Here is a 16,703-nt window from a genome sequence, read left to right as displayed (position 1 = left end):
TCTCAGACTGTCGTCAGTCCTGTACTATGGAACAGAATCGCTATTCCCTGTCTTCTGCACACTAACACCCTTCTCAGCGAGATACTGCGTCGACTCGCGGCCCCACTCTTCTTCTCCAGTTCCTTTCGTCAACAAGAGGTACACAGCCGCATCGCCGAATGGGCGCATCGTTCGACCAGCTCGCTGACCAGTCTGTGACCGTGACGATCCCATCGTCGACGCAAGTATCGCTACCTCTGCATCTGGTAGATCGATTCCCTCGTCGCCGACCCGAGAGACGATGAGTGCCTCTATGTCTCCATCTCGGAATTGCTGGTATATCGACTCCCGTCTCTCGTGGCTCGTTTCCCCGTAGATGAACGGCAAGTTCAGCGCGTTGGAGAGGTCTTTCCCTTGTTCAATCCAGTCTGCGAAAATAAGGGCCTTCTCGCCACTGTGGCGCTCCAGCAGGTCAGAGATCGCGCTCTGCTTCGCTGGGTTACGGGCTGCCTCGATGAGTTTCTGGGTCCCATCGGCCTGTTTGTACTGGTCTCGAGCGCTTTCGGATTCCCAGCCTACCAACCGCATCTCGACTTCTGGCTGCGATACCCAGCCCGCCTCGAACAGTTCCCGCCAGTCTGAACCGATTGGTGGTCCAATTAGAGTGTAGATCTCTTTCGCGTCGCCACTCTCCCGAACGGGTGTCGCACTCAGCCCGAGTCGAGCTGTCGATTGAATCTCACGGAAACGCTTCCATGTGCTGGCGACAGCATGGTGGCATTCATCCGCGATCACGAGCCCCCAGTCTCGCTCGTTGAATAACTCTCGGTGACGCTTCATCGCGGCAATATCGTATGTCGCGATCGTCACCGGGCGAACTTCCTTCTGGCCCCCGTGGTACTGCCCGATCTGCGACTGATCAAGGTTCGTCTTCTCAGTTAGCTCTGTAACCCACTGCTGGGCGAGCTCTCGCGATGGGACGATAATGAGTGTCTCCCCACCAATTGCCTCCATCGCTCCGATCGCTGCGACGGTTTTGCCCGAGCCAGATGGGCCAACGAACACACCCGCACGTCGCTCGGCGAACTGATCGACCCATCGTTGCTGATACTCACGGAGATCAAATTCGTCGCCCAGCTGGACCTCAAGTGAAGCACCGTCCTTGAGTCGGCGCTCATCAAGGACCGGATATCCCTCCTCGTAAAGGACTTCTTTGACGCTCGCCTCTGCACCGTTCTTGATCCGCATCGCCGTCTCAGAGAGAAATTCCGTGTAATGTGTGTTGTAGTCGAGATTTGCCTTCGCAACGCTCTCGAAGAGGTCCTGATCATCGGCTTCCAGTACGCTGTACTGGTTGGAGTCTGCAACTCGCGTCCGCAAACGGAACTGATGTGCACGGTCCCAATCGTCTCGAATTCGACTCTCAAAACTCGCTGTCCACTCATCGCCGACGACAGCTTGGAGATCAGAACGGAGAGTGTCGAAAGTGTCGTATGCCGCTGTCCAGATGTCTTCTTGGTCAATTTTGTAGAGGAAGCCACTACCAGTTGAGTCAACTAGATGTGCGACTCGTGACAGTATGTCGCGTGTCTCGTCTTGAGGTGAGTCAACCACAATCTCTCGGCGACTGGGGAAAAAGAGTGTACGCTCAGACATTTGCTCCGGAGCAGATCCTTCTGCGGCTGTCTTCTGAAGTATTTGCTCCGGAGCAATATTAGCGTCAGAAAACCAGACACGGGCACTAGCACCAATCTGACGTGTTTTCAAAGTATCTTGCTCAACCAACTTGTTGAGCTTGAGTCGAGCGGTTTCTGAGTCCATTCCATGGGCTTTAGCGACACCACCCGTCGTCACGAACGGCTGTTCAGAGAGAAGTTCAAAGACAGATTCTCGGACATCTTCTAATGGATACTGTGTGTTCTTTGGCATCGTGATATCGGGGCTCCGTTTGTTGAATTTGCTACGGAGCAAAAGCATATACATCTTGTGTAGCTGAAGAGAAACTCACGAGAGTACTGCGACCGTGCGATGGTTCACGACTTGGAATTCGGTCCTAATGGTGGAGCCTGTCCCACTACCCAAACTCCCCCAGCGACGGCTCCACAACACCCGACACTGTCCGCTGAATCCGCTCGCGATCCCATCCCAACGGCGACACCACACTCTCGGCAGCCCGGATCGCCTCACGCCGGTACCACTCGACATCGTACCGCCCTAACGACTCATGCCCCAGTCGTACCCGCCCCAACCCCGTCGCATCATCATCTACCACCAAGTACTCGACGCGCTGGCCGGGCTCGAGCGCACAGTCCTTCCACTTCGAGCGCTTCAACGCCGCCACGGTCACCGTCTCATACCGGTACTGCTCAGCGCGCTTCGACACCCGCTGCGTCACCAGCAACTCCACCGGGTCAACCTCACCCTCTTCTAACCGAGTGAGCCACCGTCGCAGCTCCCCGACGACAGCCTCCACATCATGCGTCCGGTCCAGCGTCCGGATCAACGCCGCCTGCAACCGCGAAATCCACGCCGGCGTATCATCTTGCCGGCACTCTATCCCTCGCGTCTTCACCGCCTCACCCACACCCTCCTCCGGGTACGACTCGCCACGACGCCGCCCGAAGTATCGCGTGAGCGCCCCGCCATCGCCACCGCGACGTGGGCAGAAGGCGACCCACTCGAAGGCTCCCTCATATTCCAACTCGATGCCCACCTCCGCGCTCACTTCCCGAGCAATCACATCCAACTCCTGCCGCTCTTCTTCGTCCACATCAGACGCGGGCGTCACCCAGATCGAATCGACGATCCCGTGCAACACGCGCCACCCGCCGGCCTCGAGCGCTTCCTTCGCATCCAGTAGAATCTCCCGGGCAAACGCGTTGATTGCTTCGTGGCACTCGATGCGGCCGTACTTCGCGTTCGAGAACCCCTGATAGCCGAAACACGACACCAGAATCCACTTGATCGCGGCCGAGCGCGACTCCAACGCCGCGATCTCCGCCGAATCTTCGGACTCACGAATCCGCTGTTTGATCGCATCCCGCCCGTCGATCAACGGGCCAAGCACAGCGGGAAGGTACCCGTCGCGCTCACAGATACTATACCCCACATTTGGAACCTGTGGGGTATCACAGCAGCCACACCGCACCGTCTCGGGTGAGATGTTGTACTCGCGGATGATGTTCGGATACAACGACGAAAAATCGAGCTCGTGGACGTCCTCGTGGACGCCGACCTCCGGCGCGAGCGTCGTCCCGCCGCGGTCGGCGGTATCGAGCGTCGCCGCCGAGCGGAAGAACTCCGGGCGCCACGCCTGCCACGGCACCAACACGCCCCGCGAACGCGCCTCGCGAATCTGCATCGCCGTCAGCACCCGCCCGATCGACGCCCACCCGAGCTCCTGCAACGGCAGTCCAGCGCGCTCAACGAGATCGAGACAGCCCTCGAGGCCTGCCTCGTGGACAAAGAACGAGTTCGAGCGGTCGAGCAGCACTCTCCCCGGCACCGAGTACCGCGCCGGCGAGTGGCCGATGTTCCCGTAGCTCGTGTACGTCGAGGCCGACGCCAGCTGTGTATACCCCGGTTCACGCCCAAGCTCGAACGGTCGAAGCCCGTACTCCCCCGCCGCCTCGAACAGCAGGGGGACGACTTCGGCGGTATCGACGATCAGCACGTCCGGGTCGACGCTCGCGACGCGCTCGCCAACCGCCTCTACCACCTCCCTCGGCGTCGATCCCACTGACTCACCGTCGACGGTGAGCTTCGGCAGCGCCTCCACCCCGGACTCGTGGGCCGGAAACCCCAGTTCAAGCGTGCGAAGCTCGCGAACATCCGTGTCGGGCGCCGGATCGGTCTCGGTTTCGAGCGTGTACCGTAGCTGGCGCGTCACATCGACGTTGTAGCAGGTGTAGGCGTCCGCCGCGCCGAACTGCTGGACACGCCGCGCGACCGAGCGGACGTCGTCGATCTCGCGACACTCGATCTTGAGGACGGGCCGGGCGTCAGCGCGGAACGTCTGGCGCCACACGCCCACTGAGAGCGACTCGACGGCCGCCTGCCCCGCAAGGAACGTCCGGAGGTCTTGAAGCGCCTCAGTGAGCGCTCCTCGCGCCGGTAGCTGCACTCGCGGTGACTGCCCGCCGTGTTCGCCGTACAACTCCGAGACAGGTGCTCCCACGTACATCGTGGGTCGGTAGTCGTCGACGCGGGTGCGTTCGACACCGTCGGCCATGAGCCGCCACTCGACGACCGTGGTGCCGTCGTAGTCGATCGCGAGCACCATCGCTATCGCTCATACTCGACTGGCATCTCGGCGGTCGTAGCGGTCCTCCCGAGCCAGCCGCCCCGTGGTTCGGACCTCGGCGACGATTCACCCCGCGGTCCCGTATCGGTGATCACAGATAGTGAAAGACTGCACGAGGGGATATGCCTCAGCCATCCAGAGTGAAAGTGATCCACGGCCGAAGCGCAGGCAGCAAGTCAGAGAAGGCGGTGTCTATGCGCTTTATCTGAGTCTGCACGCTATCCACTGGGTAGGTCTCTCATCCCTGAAGCAGCTGAGAAGACGCTTACTCGTTCTCGAGGGCTGCGTAGATCTCCGCGTGGCGGCGTCCATCCAGTTCCCCCATTTCAAGAGCGATTTCACGTCGTTCGGCCTCGGTTTCGGCTGCTTGGTACCGCTCGTACAACTGCCGAACCTCCTCATCGCTGGTCGTCGAAGAATCGGTACTGGACGCCATTGCGTAGTCAGAGATTCTCGGTGTATCCATTTATCAATTCCGGCGGGCACACGCCCGGAAATAGATGACTGCAGTATCGATGTCGACGGCGGCTTCATCGGTAGCGAACCGGCGTAACAACGCTCGAACCTCATTTCCATAGTCGAACACGTACCCGTTCAGCATGTAGAAGACAACGACCGTTCGCAGTGCCGTCCGCTTGTTCCCGTCAACAAACGCGTGTTCGGCAACAAGCAACCGCATCAGATGGACCGCTTTCTCGTGAATCGTTGCAGGAACCTCGCCGAAGAACCCTTCAGAGATGTACTGTAGTGCAGATGCGATCGCGTCCTCGGATCGAATTCCTGGCTCTGTGTTGTCGCCTTCTGCTACAATCTGCTCGTGGAGATCAACAATGAGGTCGACAGAAGGATATGCGATATCGTCAGCCACACGCTTGAGTTGCCCACGTTCTTCTTATCGGTTTCTCACTCACACTGTCTCTTCCATGTCGTCAGTCTGGAGCTCCGCAAGTTGCTCCTCACCGTACTGCTCGGCTGCAGCCTCATGGTGCTGGTGCAACCGATAGGCGGCTTGGAGTCGCTCCTCATCGTCTGTGATCGCCCAGTACGGACGCTTGTGTCGGACGAGCCCGCGCTCTTTGAGTCGTGAGAGTATCGCACTGACGGCGTCGGTATCCAGTTCAAGTTCCGCTGCGATCGTCGCCGCCTTCCACGCCCGGTCGTCGTGCTCGTCGAGGAACTGAACGATCCGTTCCGTGTCGGTCCGCTCCTCGAACTTGTCGGGGTCGGCGTTCTCGAACCCGTCGATATCGATCGTGCCGCTCGACATAGGCCTGTGTTGGTGCTGTTTGAAAATAGCTGTTTGAGATATTGATGTTGGATAATAACGTCACAGAGCGGTTCGCTCCACATCGGAGCCGTCTTCATTGCGGTCGGACGTGTCTTCGAGGCGGTCCTCCAACTCCGCAACGCGCTCCTCGAGTTCGTCGATTCGATCCTCTTGCTCGAGGTCGATACTCACCAGGACGGGCGCGAGCCGGTCGGGATGGTTCAGATGACTCGCGGCGTCGGCGTGCTCGCGAGCGTAGGTGAACAGCCGGTCGAGCAGCGGCTGGTGGCGCCGCCGCAGCGCTCGCCGGAAGTCACTCCACTCGTCTTCCATCCGCCCGAGTACATCGCGGAACGTCGGGTTGGTCCGCCCCACGTTCACCACCCCTCGGGGGTGACCGGCGACGTCGTCGACGTCGACGAAGCCGTGGGTGACTCACCAGCGGTGTCGACCGGCGCGTCGACGGCGCGAGCGCGGTGCTGGAGGATCTCCCGCCAGAACGCGAGCGTCGTCTGGAGCCACCCGTCGCCGGTGTGATAGACGAGCGTCTCTGCGTCAGATTCGGTGTCGTCGCTGGTGAACCGTGGTCCAAAGGGCGTCGCCTGACAGGTGAGCGTCTCCCCAGCGGCGGCCTCGATCGGCGCCGACAGCTCGTCGTCGCGAGCGCGGGTGACGATGACCGGAAGGTCTCGCTCGCGAGCGATCCCGGCGAGCGTCGCGAGCCGCTGGACGAGCAACTCCTGTGCCTGCTCACGGGGGATATCGTCCTCACGGTAGAGCAGATCCATCGCGGGAACGACCACGAGCGCCGGGTCGGTGTGCTCGAGGGCTGCGTTCGAAACCACCCGCGGGAGGCGATCGAGCAGCGAGGCGTGTTGGTAGGCCGTAAAGCCGCGAGCGACGGAGATCCGTTCGAGGTACTGGGGGTGCGGGGCAAGCGTCGCGAGCGTCGATGTCTGGACATTCCCACCGGCGTCGACCCAGAACGCATGGTCACCCGAAGACAGGAGCTGGTCGAGGACGAGCGCGCACAACGGCTCGGCGCCGAGCTCGGCGTCGATCTCCAAGAGCGTCACGCCCGCCTCGAGCGTGGGCAGTTCGACACCATCGTGCGGCTGGTCGCGATGCATACCAGAACGCACGGAGTGCGTCCATAAGGGGCTCAGCCATGCGTGTGGAGTGGAAGTGAACGTGAACGGACCAGCGCGTCCGAACGGTGCCCGTAAGGCCTGTTCGCGACCGTATACACCGGTTGGGCATGTGAGGGCGTTTATCCCTGGTGCCGTCGGTAGCGACCGGAAGTGAACGGCATCGAGGCGACTGTACCCAACCGGACGCGAGGAACAGGCCAACAGCGATGCGGTGAGTCCGCCAGTCCACGACCCTCCTGAGAGGCGTCCGGCAACCGACTCATTCGCGACGGCCCCGGCCTACTTGCTCCCGCCCCTCACTTGCCGGTGATCTAGTCAGAACTCCCTCCCCCCTACCATACCCTCGTCTCCTGAAACGCGCGTGTACCTGATACCGGCTCACTGTCACCTCAGCCACGCACTGGCCACTATATGGACATCACCCGGCCGGCGGCGCGACGGCGGGACCTCAAGGCCCGTCGACGAGAAGACCGTATCCAACTGGACCACGATTAGAACACATATCAGAAACCAGACTACGCGCTCCAGCCGATTTCTTGTTGGTTGGTCATTGCGCTACGGAGGCTCACGAACAGCAGCCGTTCCCCTCAGCGGCCATCTTAGCAGACCCACTCATCGACGGCTCCATGCGTTCGACACTGGCGGCTTACGGCCGCTCCTCACGTGGGGGGTGGTAGGATCCGACTCTGAATGCGCGCGCGTAACTGGTGTCGGGATTCCAATCAGTGTGGAGCTGACGGTGACCCCGATCGCCCCCGCCCTGCCGCACGTAATCAAGCCACCGCGAGCACGAATATCGAGTAGAACCTCACCTGAGCATCCGGTATGACACACAGAACGACAAATACACGCTACGCCTGCCCACGAGACACTGGCTCTGCCGACGGCTCCTCGAGGTCGCGGAACTCGTAGAGCGCTCGGAGCGCGCCAAGCAGGACGCCGAGTGAGATGAACGGCGGCGGAGCGTCGACTGGTCCAGCAAGCGGGTTGAGGTTGATCCCACGCATGGCCAGAACGAGCCCGAACCCAAGCCCTGCGAAGGACATGAGTCCCATCATGAGTACGGTTTTTCGTGGCGTCAGCTGTTCTGTTCGGGAATCGTATTCGAGAGCAGCCTGCTCACGGCACGCGCGCCCATACACGAGGAGAGAGGCCATCACCGTCACGGCCACGCCAGGGAGCAGCCCGTTGATGTACTCGTCAAGCGCGGACTGTTGCCCCCTCACTAACGAGTACTGCGTGTCCCCGTTTCCTGCATCTGTCTCATTTTCCTCGGCGCCAGCACTTGTGACGGCGAGATCGCCATTGAATGCGCGGCCGAAACGCTCTCCTGAATGCTGGAGGAAGTGTTTTCGACTTTTCTTCGCGGTCAAGTAGTGTTTGGAGACGATACTGGCTACTGAGCTACCCTGTGCATTGGCTGCGAGGTCTGTGATATTGAGGAACTCAGAGGCCGCACTTGCGAACTCGTTGTACCAGAAGTTTCGGAAATCTCCAAGAACGGCTCTGTTGAAATCCTTCAGAGTTGACATTGAGAAGAGCTACTCTCCCCACCGGTTTTCGTCGGTACGGTTGGAAACTAGTCTCTCAACAAATCGCAAGACGTGAAGAGGATTTCAACAGAGCCCCAAGAACCGGACTGTCCCCACTTGGCGGGGTGACATCAGCGGCTTCGCAGAGCTCGACTATGCGTTTTTTGAACCACCCTGGAGATCGAGACCCACTGTCTGCCTCATCGTTCGGGAAGAGTTTCCCGTTCCAATCTGGGTCTCGTTTAAGTTTCTTGATATGGTACTTGAGCAGATCTGTACCGACGAGTGCGCTTACTGTTCCGGGGCCGTTTTTGCGCTCCTCGAATTCAATGACTGGGTCGTCGCGATCCAGATGGACCCCATTGCGTGCATCGAATTTTTCGACGTCACTGTACCGGAGGCCGTACCCAGCAAACATCAAGACGATCATCCGTCGGGTGTGAGCCTCGTCGCCGCTCCACTTGCGATCGGTTGCGATCCAACAGTCACAGATCTGATCGACAGAAAACACAACCTCTGGTCCCTGTCGGTTGTAGCTCCAGTCTTTCCGCTCCAGAACCTTCTTTGCAGGATTATGGTCTGCATGCCCGAGATCGTCGAGGTGATTATACAACTGTACGAGGGCGAGTGCATAATTGATACGTGACCCCTCAGATTCCAGTTCTTCATCTAGGCCACCATACAAATCCATGATCTGATGGAATCCCTCAGCCTTCGAGACTCGTACCGGGCGGAGGAGATTGCTCGTACCCAGATACTGCATAGAGATTTCTATGAGCCGTCGGAACCGGGAGCGAAGACTGGCGATTGTTGAGTCAGCCAACCTGTTGAAATCCTCAGCTTCCATCTTGAGATACGCACGAATGAGTCGCTTTGTCTCAGGGTGGCTGCCTGGAAGTGGCTTCGGTGGCTTCGGGTCGAATTCACAGACGTCGAGCAGCACGTCGTCGACAGTGTAGTCTTCGCCGTCGACGTATCCCTGGATTCCCGAGAAACCGTTGTCAACCAACCACTGGTGTGTTGGCTTCAGATTCTCAGGCTGTCCTTGCTCGCGACGGAGGGCGCGGACTTCGTCAGGGAACCGCTCCGTGACGTATTCATTGGTCCAACGTGTTCGCACGATACTCGGGGTAACCGAAGTCGGTACTAAATCGATACTGGTGGCGCAATTTGTTATGAGAATTTGAATCCGGAATTCGCCTCCCACTTACCCCGGCTATTGAGATGTTGGTGGCGTGAGTTGTGGACGATAATTGAATTTGATCCCCACGCCGTCTTGCGGTTGGTGGTGGCGTGATAGAGAGCGGAATATCCTACCCCTAGCAAAACCGCATGACTGCAACGAGGTATGGACCGACGATAGACGTACGTCTATCGTCAGCACGCCCTCATCTGGGATTTCGCCGGTTGCGTCCCAGATGCGGTCGGCTGTCCATCGTGCGATGTTCCAGATTTTGGAGGCTGAGTCTCCGAGCGAGTCAAGGCCATCACGCACCTGTTGGTGGTTCTGGATGGAACCAACGTAGGTACGCGTGACCTCAATCGCCATACATAGCCTATGTAGACAAACCTACTTAATGGTACGGATTAACGGTGAATATCCGGGCTTGCTATCGACGGTGGTCGGTGTAGGAGTTGTCGGATTCACTCCCGCCGTAAACGGCGGGATTCTCTCCTCGAAGAAAGATAGTCTGCGGCCATCCCACCGACCCGCGCTCCCAACAGTAGGTCGAGGTTCCCCTTCTGGGGCGCTTCCCCACACCCCGGCGCGGCACACTCTCCGTCGATCGCGAGTTCGAACCCAGCCGGTCTCCCCGTCGTAGTTGTTTGCGAGACGGTCACGACTCGTTCGGTTCTCCGCTGACTCTCTGAGGTCTTCGAAGCCATCTCGCCCGTCGACTGAAGACAAATGGTCGGGCTGGTTCCCCGTCGAAATCTCCCCCCGCTTGCCCCGGTGTTCTGACTCGTCTCAGACTGGGTCTGGTGGCTGTCGTCGATTGGTGTCTTGGGGTGGTTCATATCAGGTTTTCCGAATTGTTTGTCGATATCTGCACTACGGTTCTGATCCGTTGGCATGGTCCCCTGCAAGCAAAGGCGGGCCAAACGAGTGCGGTGGCGGTCGCGGAGCTGGTGCGGCGCCGTCGCGGTCGCGGTTCGAAGCCGGGAGAGGTGCGGTCGATCCCGCCCCGCCGACGCAAGCACAGAAGGCGAACTTCGTGAGCCGAGGCGCGCAGCGAGGCGCGGCGGGTCGACCATGCCGACTCCCGGCTCAGGCTGGGGCACCACGATCGAGTCGGCGGTCGCTGTCGCGGTCGTGGTCCTGTATCAAGTATGTGGTAGGTCGGTGTTCGATGTAGGTGCTGTTCCACCGGTGCGATCTCTGTCTGTCCCCATGGGGCTCCTGCCGACTGGACCCCCACTGGTCACTCCCCACTGTCCGTCCGTCCCCATGGGCCTCCCACGGACACTCGTCGATCACACGGGCGGACTGCTCCCGTGTAGTCCCCCGTCTACTGGGATGGTCGATAGCCGCGCGGATCGCCTCGGCTTGCGCTGGGGTGACGACCTCGTCGACGGGGCGTGTCGCGGCGCCGCCAGTGCGGAACGATCGCCACGGGTAGTCCCCCCGGCTCGAGTCGTCGCGGTCGACGTCGTCGATGGTGACTCCTGGGCCGACTGCCCACGGGATGTCTGCCTGCCCCTCGGCTTGAGAGTCGGGGATGTATCGAGATTCTGATAAAGCTTCCAGCGCCTGCGGACCTCCCTGACCGGCGGTCGGTCAAGAGCCGGATGGCTCGTCTGTCCATCTCCTTCCACCCAGCGCCGACTGCCTCGAGGTCACCGCTCGGTTCGGGCCAACCCCCCACCACTTCCAGTATCCTCCACCCTCCATCTTCAGTCGCAATCGGCGACTGCCGATCCGCTGTGGCGGGGCCACTCCTCTGCTGGTCGATCGGCCAGTCGTCCATCCTCGGCTGTCGTCATGGCCAACCCCCCACCCTCTCACTCCTATATCAGCTCCCAGAGAGATCCAAGGCCCCACTGGCCGCTTGGCGGTGTCTTCGATTTTGCTTGGCCTGTCGGCCTTGGAGACAGGAGCTGTGCTCCGTAACGTCATATAGGGGGTTTTTCAATACGGGCTTTATGTACCCCGCCCTTCGACGCAAACCCTGAAATAAACACCCCCTGCAAGTTGATCCTCTGAGCCGAGATATTGCGAACCACAGCAGTTCTCACGGTAGTATATCGGGTATATTAATGGAAATCACTCTACGGCGGCATCTGGCACTGTTTCACCCCCTGCAACCCCCTGCAACCACCCCCTGCAACACCCCCATGCAAGATAGTGCCCGTATGGCGATTTTGCACGAAATAGCACCCCTCGAGTGCTTCAGTTAATAATTACTCTCCAATATGAGTCGCTTGCAGGGGGGCAAATTCAATGGGATCCCGACGCCGTCTGGTTATTTTCAGGATATCGGCGATATCCGACCCCTGCAACCACCCCTGCAACCACCCCTGCAACCCCGGTAATCCCCACCCCCTGCAAGACATACGAAGTATGATAGTAGCATCCTTCTCCCGGGACGGCCATTCTCTCGCTTGGTCGACGAAGTTGCTGCACAGCGAATTTAGAAACGTGGGTTAACCCGCTATCTCCGAACGAGAATTCACAGAGTGTTCTCTGGAACTGGTTGTTGAGATCGCGCTCAGTACCTACGGGTCAAGGAGATTCATTTGGGACTGGTCTTGACCATTCCTGACCCATCACGGCCCCTGATAACGAACTGAGTTGGGACCGATGTGTTGGCCCAGAATAGTTCTATCGTAATGTGAGTGTTACAATATATCAGTTCCAATAGATTCATCTGATAGTCCGCTTCCGAGACTGAATGTCAACTGGCATCGCTACAACTACATCCTAATGTGGTTCACTTGGGCTGTTAGATACAGGGCCAATATATTCTGATGAACCATACTATGACGCTGAAATCAATAGCCTATTTACAGGCGATGACAGGTGGAACGTAATCTGGGATGGCCCACTATAGTGGCCAAGGATCGAGCTGGCCCCAACGGAACCTTCCGGGGAGATCATACTCACTTCCACCCGGACAGGCGAGATAAGAAAGCGTGTGAATTGGCCATGGCTCTACCGATAGGGCACGAGCAGATCAGCGATAGCAGAAACAAGATCCATCCGGGGGAGGATGGTAATGGGGCCGTGTCTTGACCGTTCGGACTCTATATCAGAAACGAGATAATTAGGACGACCAAGTTGCTTGTTCAGACCTTTGGTTGCTCCTCTGAGTCCGGGTGCATGTCTGCTAACTCCTCTCCGGTCTGGGTCAGTGTTACTCCAAGTAGTCGGGTAGCCTGAACACCGTCGACCTGGGAACGTTTCTTCTCACAGCCGAGGTAACCGACCATGTCTTTCATCGCCTGCATATGCTTCGGCTCTACCCCGTTCTTCTCACAGAACATTTCGTAGGCATGGTACGCAGTCCTCGATGGGACTTGCAGGTAGTCGATCTCCAGTTCGGGATCAACCTCCGCACTATCAGTAATGTGATAGTCCGCGAACCGCTCCATCGACTCCTCCTGAGTGAGGCCATCGACGACGAAATCCTCCTTGCTGATCTTCTTACTTCTGCCGGGGTCGACACCGTACTCCTCGCGGAAGGCGTCGATGGTCGCGTTGAACTTCTGCTCGTCGACGATCATGTCGACGGTGACAGTCTTGTCTCCTGTAGGCACTTCTCTCTCTTGGATGTCCTCCGGTTCGAGCGTTCCCAGTTCGAGGCCAGCCTCGTTCAGCAACTTCCAGGGGATCTTGGCATCGTCGCTGAGGATGGATGTCCGATCCTTGATCCGGACCCACGTGTGGAGCTCTTCTTCGTCGGTGAACTCTCCTCCGGGGTTGTCGACCCGGCGGACCTTGACCATGCAGGCCATGTACGATAACGGGGTGTAGGTGACCTGCCGCTTGTGGTCGTATGCGATATCTCGATTGAGCGGGAGGAAGTAGTTCTCCGAGTCCCCGATGTGGGCCAGTGGGTTCGGACCACGCTCACCCACGTCGTGTCCGGTGAGTGCGGTGATCGTCTGCTCGTAGAACTCGTTCCGGTTGCTGTTGGATCCGCTCTTCAGGTCGGGCCGTTCGGAGTCGGACTGGTTGTCGTCCAGTTGCTCCACCGCACGGTGCTTTGAGAACTCGTCGTAGGCGTCGTGGTCCGTCGGATGGGTAATCGTGTGGCCCTCGAACAGCGGCTCCACGAGCAGGCTGTCAGGCCCGTTCTCGTCGTCGCTGTCGGACTCCACCGTCCCGAAGGACGTGAAGTCGCGGTGGATGCTCGTCTCTGTACGCGCCGTCACGTGCCGGCCGAGCGTGAGGTACGCGCCAAGCCCGCTCTTCGCGAGCGACGACGGCCGGAACTCCTCGCCGGCGTCTTCGCTGAAGATGTCCTCCGGCCCGCCGCCCGCGGCGGTGACAACGACATCTTCCCAGCCGGCACCGTCGGCAGTGACGATCGCCGTCTTTGCCTCCGCGAAGTCGATGTACTCGTCGATGGGCACCCGCGGGATGCCGTACTCGGTGTCCCACTCGAGAATCTCCATGAGCTCGGCTTCATCCAGCCCAGCGCCCGCGTAGTCCATGTGGGGGAACTCCTCGAACCGCTGTGGGATCTGGTCGGCTGTGGGATCGTCGTCCTCGGCGGCCGAGAGCCCGCGGACGGTGATGTCCTCGTCTTCTTCGTCCAGACCGACCCCGTGGTGTTCCTCGAGATACGCGTTGATCTGTTGGCCCACCTCGTTCGTGAACGCCCGCCGAAGCGTGATGGTATCCAGTAGGTCGATTTCTGTGGACGACAACCCGTCCGTGTACGTGCTTGCTCGCGGCGAGACGCGTGGGACCTCCGCGGACCCAACTGTCTCTCGCAGCGTCGCCTCGACGTCCTCGCGGCGCCACATCTCCAACAGCGCCGACAGGTGCGGCAGTGGCGGGGCGACCTCGTAGAGTTCGTCGGTGAGGTAGTCGTCGAGGTCGACCTTCCGACCGGCAATCCGGGGGATCTCGATGAGGATCGCGCCGATGCCGTTGTCGTCCAGCATCTTCGCGGTCTTGAGTGCCCCGCGCTCGCCGGGACCGATCCCGTCGAACTCAATCCACTGGTTTAGCAAGCACAATTGATACCACCAATTACACACGACAAGCGGCGGTAGGCGGGGCAGTTCCTAATGCCGAGCGCAAACAGAGAGAACGACGATAGCGTCAGCCGGCGTTACGCGTCACCGAGCAGGTCTACACAGGGGGTTGTGGGCGATATCCACCTCGACGGTATCGGCAGAGGTCAGATTAGTGAAACATAGCCAGCCGAACGCTTTTGCGGATGTGGATGGGAGAGCTACGTATGAGCACCGACACCGCCGGGAATGGCGACCCGCCGTTGCCGAAGCGAATTTCGCTCACGCCGGCCGAAGACGGTGACGGCTGGGTCGCCCGCGACGAGGATACGGGTGTTGCCTCACAAGGGCCGACCCGAGCAGTTGCGCTTGAGAACCTCGATGAGGCAGTCGCTGGGTTCTACGGCGAAGGGAGTGAGCCAACGCCGGAAGATCTCGCTGAACTTGGCATCGACCCCGACGCGAATACGAGCGGTTCGCTCAGCGACTCAGATATCTTCGAGTGACACGCCGGCTGTTCTCCGGGCGCGAGGTCGTGAAGGTGATGGTCAATAGCGGCATCTACGAGTGGGTTCGAACAAACGGCGACCACGCGATACTCCGCTGGGAGCCGCCAGCCGACCACGATGCCGACGCCCGGACTGTCCCCGTCCCACTACACGATGAACTCGACACTGGGACACTCCGCGCGATCGCTGAGCAAGCAGGCGCGCGGGATTTCGCCGAGTTTTGTGACTGGATCGACCGGAACTCGTAATCCTACAGAGTCGGGAACCCAGACGACGATCGGCGACCACACGCGGTGGTGCCCGGCTGGTTAACAGTAGTTGAAAACACGCCTATTCTATTCAGTAGTGCTTCCAAGCTCTAGTCGGTATCAGAAGGGCTCAGAGCAAGAGAAATGCCGCCACCCAAACACATAATAATACAATCAATTTGGTCTTCAGACACAGCTATTGGGCTCTGTTGAAGCTCTCTGGAACTGATAGAACCGGTGTGCGAAATACAGAGGATCGGCTTTGTTTAGACGCGGTGCAAATCGTCCTCTATGGCCTTTGGCCAAACAACGAACTCGGAGCGGGAGTCACTCCCAGACCGATTCTGCTCATTCGATATGCCACTAACCGACGGCTTCAGGAGCGGCTAAACAAGGCTCAGAGGATCTATTCAGCAGCGAACTCAATTCCCGTTATTTCGAAGCGTGCGCCGCCTTCGGACCCATCGGTTACCTGAATCTCCCAACCGTGAGCTTCAGCCACATGTTTGACGATACTCAAACCGAATCCAGCCCCATCCTCAGCGGTAGAGTAACCGGCGTCGAACACATCTTCTCGTTTGTTCTCGGGAATACCAGGGCCATCATCTTCAATGTAAAAGCCATCATCTAATACCCCCACGAGCGTGTCATAGAAAGCCTCCCAAGGGAGGCCGCAGGATATGGAAACTGTGTCCAGCAGTACCAACGCCCTGCAAGACGTAGCTTCGGTAGACGACTTCTTGAATGCGGCGGCTACCGAGACAGTACCGCTGTTCGACCATCTTGAGTTCGAGTTTCTGCTGGAGTACGACGTGTTCGCCCCCTCGAAGCGGGGGCGAACACGAGTTCATCAGCCACCAGACCTCTTTCGCGGCTTTCTGCACTGTTACTACGAGGATGTCTACGGGACGCGTCCGGTGACACGAGAACTTCAGAACGGCCTTGTCTGGTACTACTGCGGACTCGACAAACCGCCATCCAGAGACACGGTTGATCGCTTTCTCACCGACCTTGAACACGTTATTGACGATGTCTTCGACAGACTCGTCGAGCAGGCCGCCGTCCGCGGCCTGCTCGACTCCACATACTCCATCGATTCGACGCACATCGAGGCGATTCAGTACAACGACGCGGCGTCATGGAACTACGACCCAACGGCCGAAGAGTACTACTACGGTTTCGGCTGTACGATCGTCTCGACCGGCGCAAAGATCCCGATCGCAGCGGAGTTCACACAAGCCAAACAAGCGAATCAGGAGACGGCGATGCGCGTCACGCGTGACGCGCTCGCCGTCGACACACCCATCTGGATGCTTGGAGACAGCGCCTACGACATCCTCGATTGGCACGACCACCTGCTGGCCGCAGGGGTCGTGCCAATCGCTCCATACAATCCGCGAAACACTGACGACCCGAAAGATATCGAGTACAGAGTCGAAGACCGCATCGACGAACACAGCGAGGACGTTCAGCTCAAGCAGTCAGTCTTAGACGAGACGTACAACCACCGGACAGGGGTCGAACGGAC

13 protein-coding genes and 2 pseudogenes are annotated in these 16,703 nt (G+C 59.1%); 3 read left to right on the top strand and 12 right to left on the bottom strand.

The genetic code is table 11. The features are described from left to right. Positions 1-24 precede the first annotated feature (24 nt). The 11 genes and pseudogenes from BUE16_RS15090 to BUE16_RS15040 all read right to left on the bottom strand — a co-directional run bounded on the left by BUE16_RS15090 (position 25) and on the right by BUE16_RS15040 (position 14,415). Complete coding sequence (locus tag BUE16_RS15090; protein ID WP_200778457.1) at positions 25-1,962, bottom strand: DEAD/DEAH box helicase; 1,938 nt, start codon at positions 1,960-1,962, stop codon at positions 25-27. A 91-nt stretch (positions 1,963-2,053) separates the two neighbouring features. Then, positions 2,054-4,261: a type B DNA-directed DNA polymerase gene (locus tag BUE16_RS15085; protein ID WP_073311223.1), complete on the bottom strand. Its 2,208-nt coding sequence runs from the start codon at positions 4,259-4,261 to the stop codon at positions 2,054-2,056. Positions 4,262-4,547: 286 nt separating this feature from the next. Beyond that, the gene (locus tag BUE16_RS17065; RefSeq protein WP_200778456.1) at positions 4,548-4,718 is read right to left on the bottom strand and encodes a hypothetical protein; all 171 of its coding nucleotides are present in this window, start codon (positions 4,716-4,718) and stop codon (positions 4,548-4,550) included. A gap of 33 nt (positions 4,719-4,751) precedes the next feature. Next, positions 4,752-5,150, bottom strand: a complete 399-nt coding sequence (locus BUE16_RS16100) for a type II toxin-antitoxin system death-on-curing family toxin (RefSeq protein WP_073311220.1) — start codon at positions 5,148-5,150, stop codon at positions 4,752-4,754. A 39-nt stretch (positions 5,151-5,189) separates the two neighbouring features. Next, positions 5,190-5,549: a MarR family transcriptional regulator gene (locus tag BUE16_RS15070; protein ID WP_073311218.1), complete on the bottom strand. Its 360-nt coding sequence runs from the start codon at positions 5,547-5,549 to the stop codon at positions 5,190-5,192. 60 nt (positions 5,550-5,609) lie between these two features. Beyond that, positions 5,610-5,924, bottom strand: coding sequence for a hypothetical protein (locus tag BUE16_RS15065; RefSeq protein WP_073311293.1), 315 nt, complete (start codon positions 5,922-5,924; stop codon positions 5,610-5,612). Between the two features lie 2 nt (positions 5,925-5,926). Continuing rightward, positions 5,927-6,679 (bottom strand): P-loop NTPase family protein, encoded by a 753-nt coding sequence (locus BUE16_RS15060; protein ID WP_073311216.1) that lies wholly within the window; start codon positions 6,677-6,679, stop codon positions 5,927-5,929. Positions 6,680-7,551: 872 nt separating this feature from the next. After that, entirely contained in the window at positions 7,552-8,232 is a 681-nt protein-coding gene (locus BUE16_RS16480; RefSeq protein WP_143165463.1) for a hypothetical protein, read from the bottom strand. 55 nt (positions 8,233-8,287) lie between these two features. After that, the gene (locus BUE16_RS16475; protein WP_143165462.1) at positions 8,288-9,352 is read right to left on the bottom strand and encodes a hypothetical protein; all 1,065 of its coding nucleotides are present in this window, start codon (positions 9,350-9,352) and stop codon (positions 8,288-8,290) included. 258 nt (positions 9,353-9,610) lie between these two features. Further along, positions 9,611-9,781 (bottom strand): annotated as a pseudogene (locus BUE16_RS17275) (RNA-guided endonuclease TnpB family protein); the annotation flags it as partial. Positions 9,782-12,519: 2,738 nt separating this feature from the next. After that, on the bottom strand, positions 12,520-14,415 hold the full coding sequence (locus tag BUE16_RS15040) for a hypothetical protein (protein ID WP_073311210.1): 1,896 nt from the start codon (positions 14,413-14,415) through the stop codon (positions 12,520-12,522). A gap of 230 nt (positions 14,416-14,645) precedes the next feature. Here BUE16_RS15040 and BUE16_RS15035 point away from each other — a divergent pair, with 230 nt between their 5' ends. Beyond that, on the top strand, positions 14,646-14,924 hold the full coding sequence (locus BUE16_RS15035; protein WP_073311208.1) for a type II toxin-antitoxin system HicB family antitoxin: 279 nt from the start codon (positions 14,646-14,648) through the stop codon (positions 14,922-14,924). Beyond that, the gene (locus tag BUE16_RS15030; protein ID WP_073311206.1) at positions 14,921-15,175 is read left to right on the top strand and encodes a type II toxin-antitoxin system HicA family toxin; all 255 of its coding nucleotides are present in this window, start codon (positions 14,921-14,923) and stop codon (positions 15,173-15,175) included. The genes BUE16_RS15035 and BUE16_RS15030 overlap by 4 nt, the downstream gene beginning before the upstream one ends. Before the next feature lie 406 nt (positions 15,176-15,581). On the opposite strand, the pseudogene BUE16_RS15025 reads toward BUE16_RS15030, so the two are convergent. Further along, a pseudogene (locus BUE16_RS15025) lies at positions 15,582-15,815 on the bottom strand (ATP-binding protein); the annotation flags it as partial. A 49-nt stretch (positions 15,816-15,864) separates the two neighbouring features. On the opposite strand from BUE16_RS15025, the gene BUE16_RS15020 reads away from it, so the two are divergent. Beyond that, a partial coding sequence (locus BUE16_RS15020; RefSeq protein ID WP_073311291.1) for a transposase occupies positions 15,865-16,703 on the top strand: 839 nt, incomplete at its 3' end.

The sequence above is a fragment of the Halobaculum gomorrense genome (genome assembly GCF_900129775.1).
Classification (GTDB): domain Archaea; phylum Halobacteriota; class Halobacteria; order Halobacteriales; family Haloferacaceae; genus Halobaculum; species Halobaculum gomorrense.
Note: the sequence above shows the minus strand (reverse complement) of the source record. Positions and strands in the feature narration are given on the sequence as shown.

Bases quoted from the DNA above. Each gene is read 5' to 3' on its own strand.
- BUE16_RS15090 (WP_200778457.1), bottom strand. From the start codon at position 1,962: ATGTATATGCTTTTGCTCCGTAGCAAATTCAACAAACGGAGCCCCGAT.
- BUE16_RS15085 (WP_073311223.1), bottom strand. From the start codon at position 4,261: ATGGTGCTCGCGATCGACTACGACGGCACCACGGTCGTCGAGTGGCGG.
- BUE16_RS17065 (WP_200778456.1), bottom strand. From the start codon at position 4,718: ATGGCGTCCAGTACCGATTCTTCGACGACCAGCGATGAGGAGGTTCGG.
- BUE16_RS15070 (WP_073311218.1), bottom strand. From the start codon at position 5,549: ATGTCGAGCGGCACGATCGATATCGACGGGTTCGAGAACGCCGACCCC.
- BUE16_RS15060 (WP_073311216.1), bottom strand. From the start codon at position 6,679: ATGCATCGCGACCAGCCGCACGATGGTGTCGAACTGCCCACGCTCGAG.
- BUE16_RS16480 (WP_143165463.1), bottom strand. From the start codon at position 8,232: ATGTCAACTCTGAAGGATTTCAACAGAGCCGTTCTTGGAGATTTCCGA.
- BUE16_RS15035 (WP_073311208.1), top strand. From the start codon at position 14,646: ATGAGCACCGACACCGCCGGGAATGGCGACCCGCCGTTGCCGAAGCGA.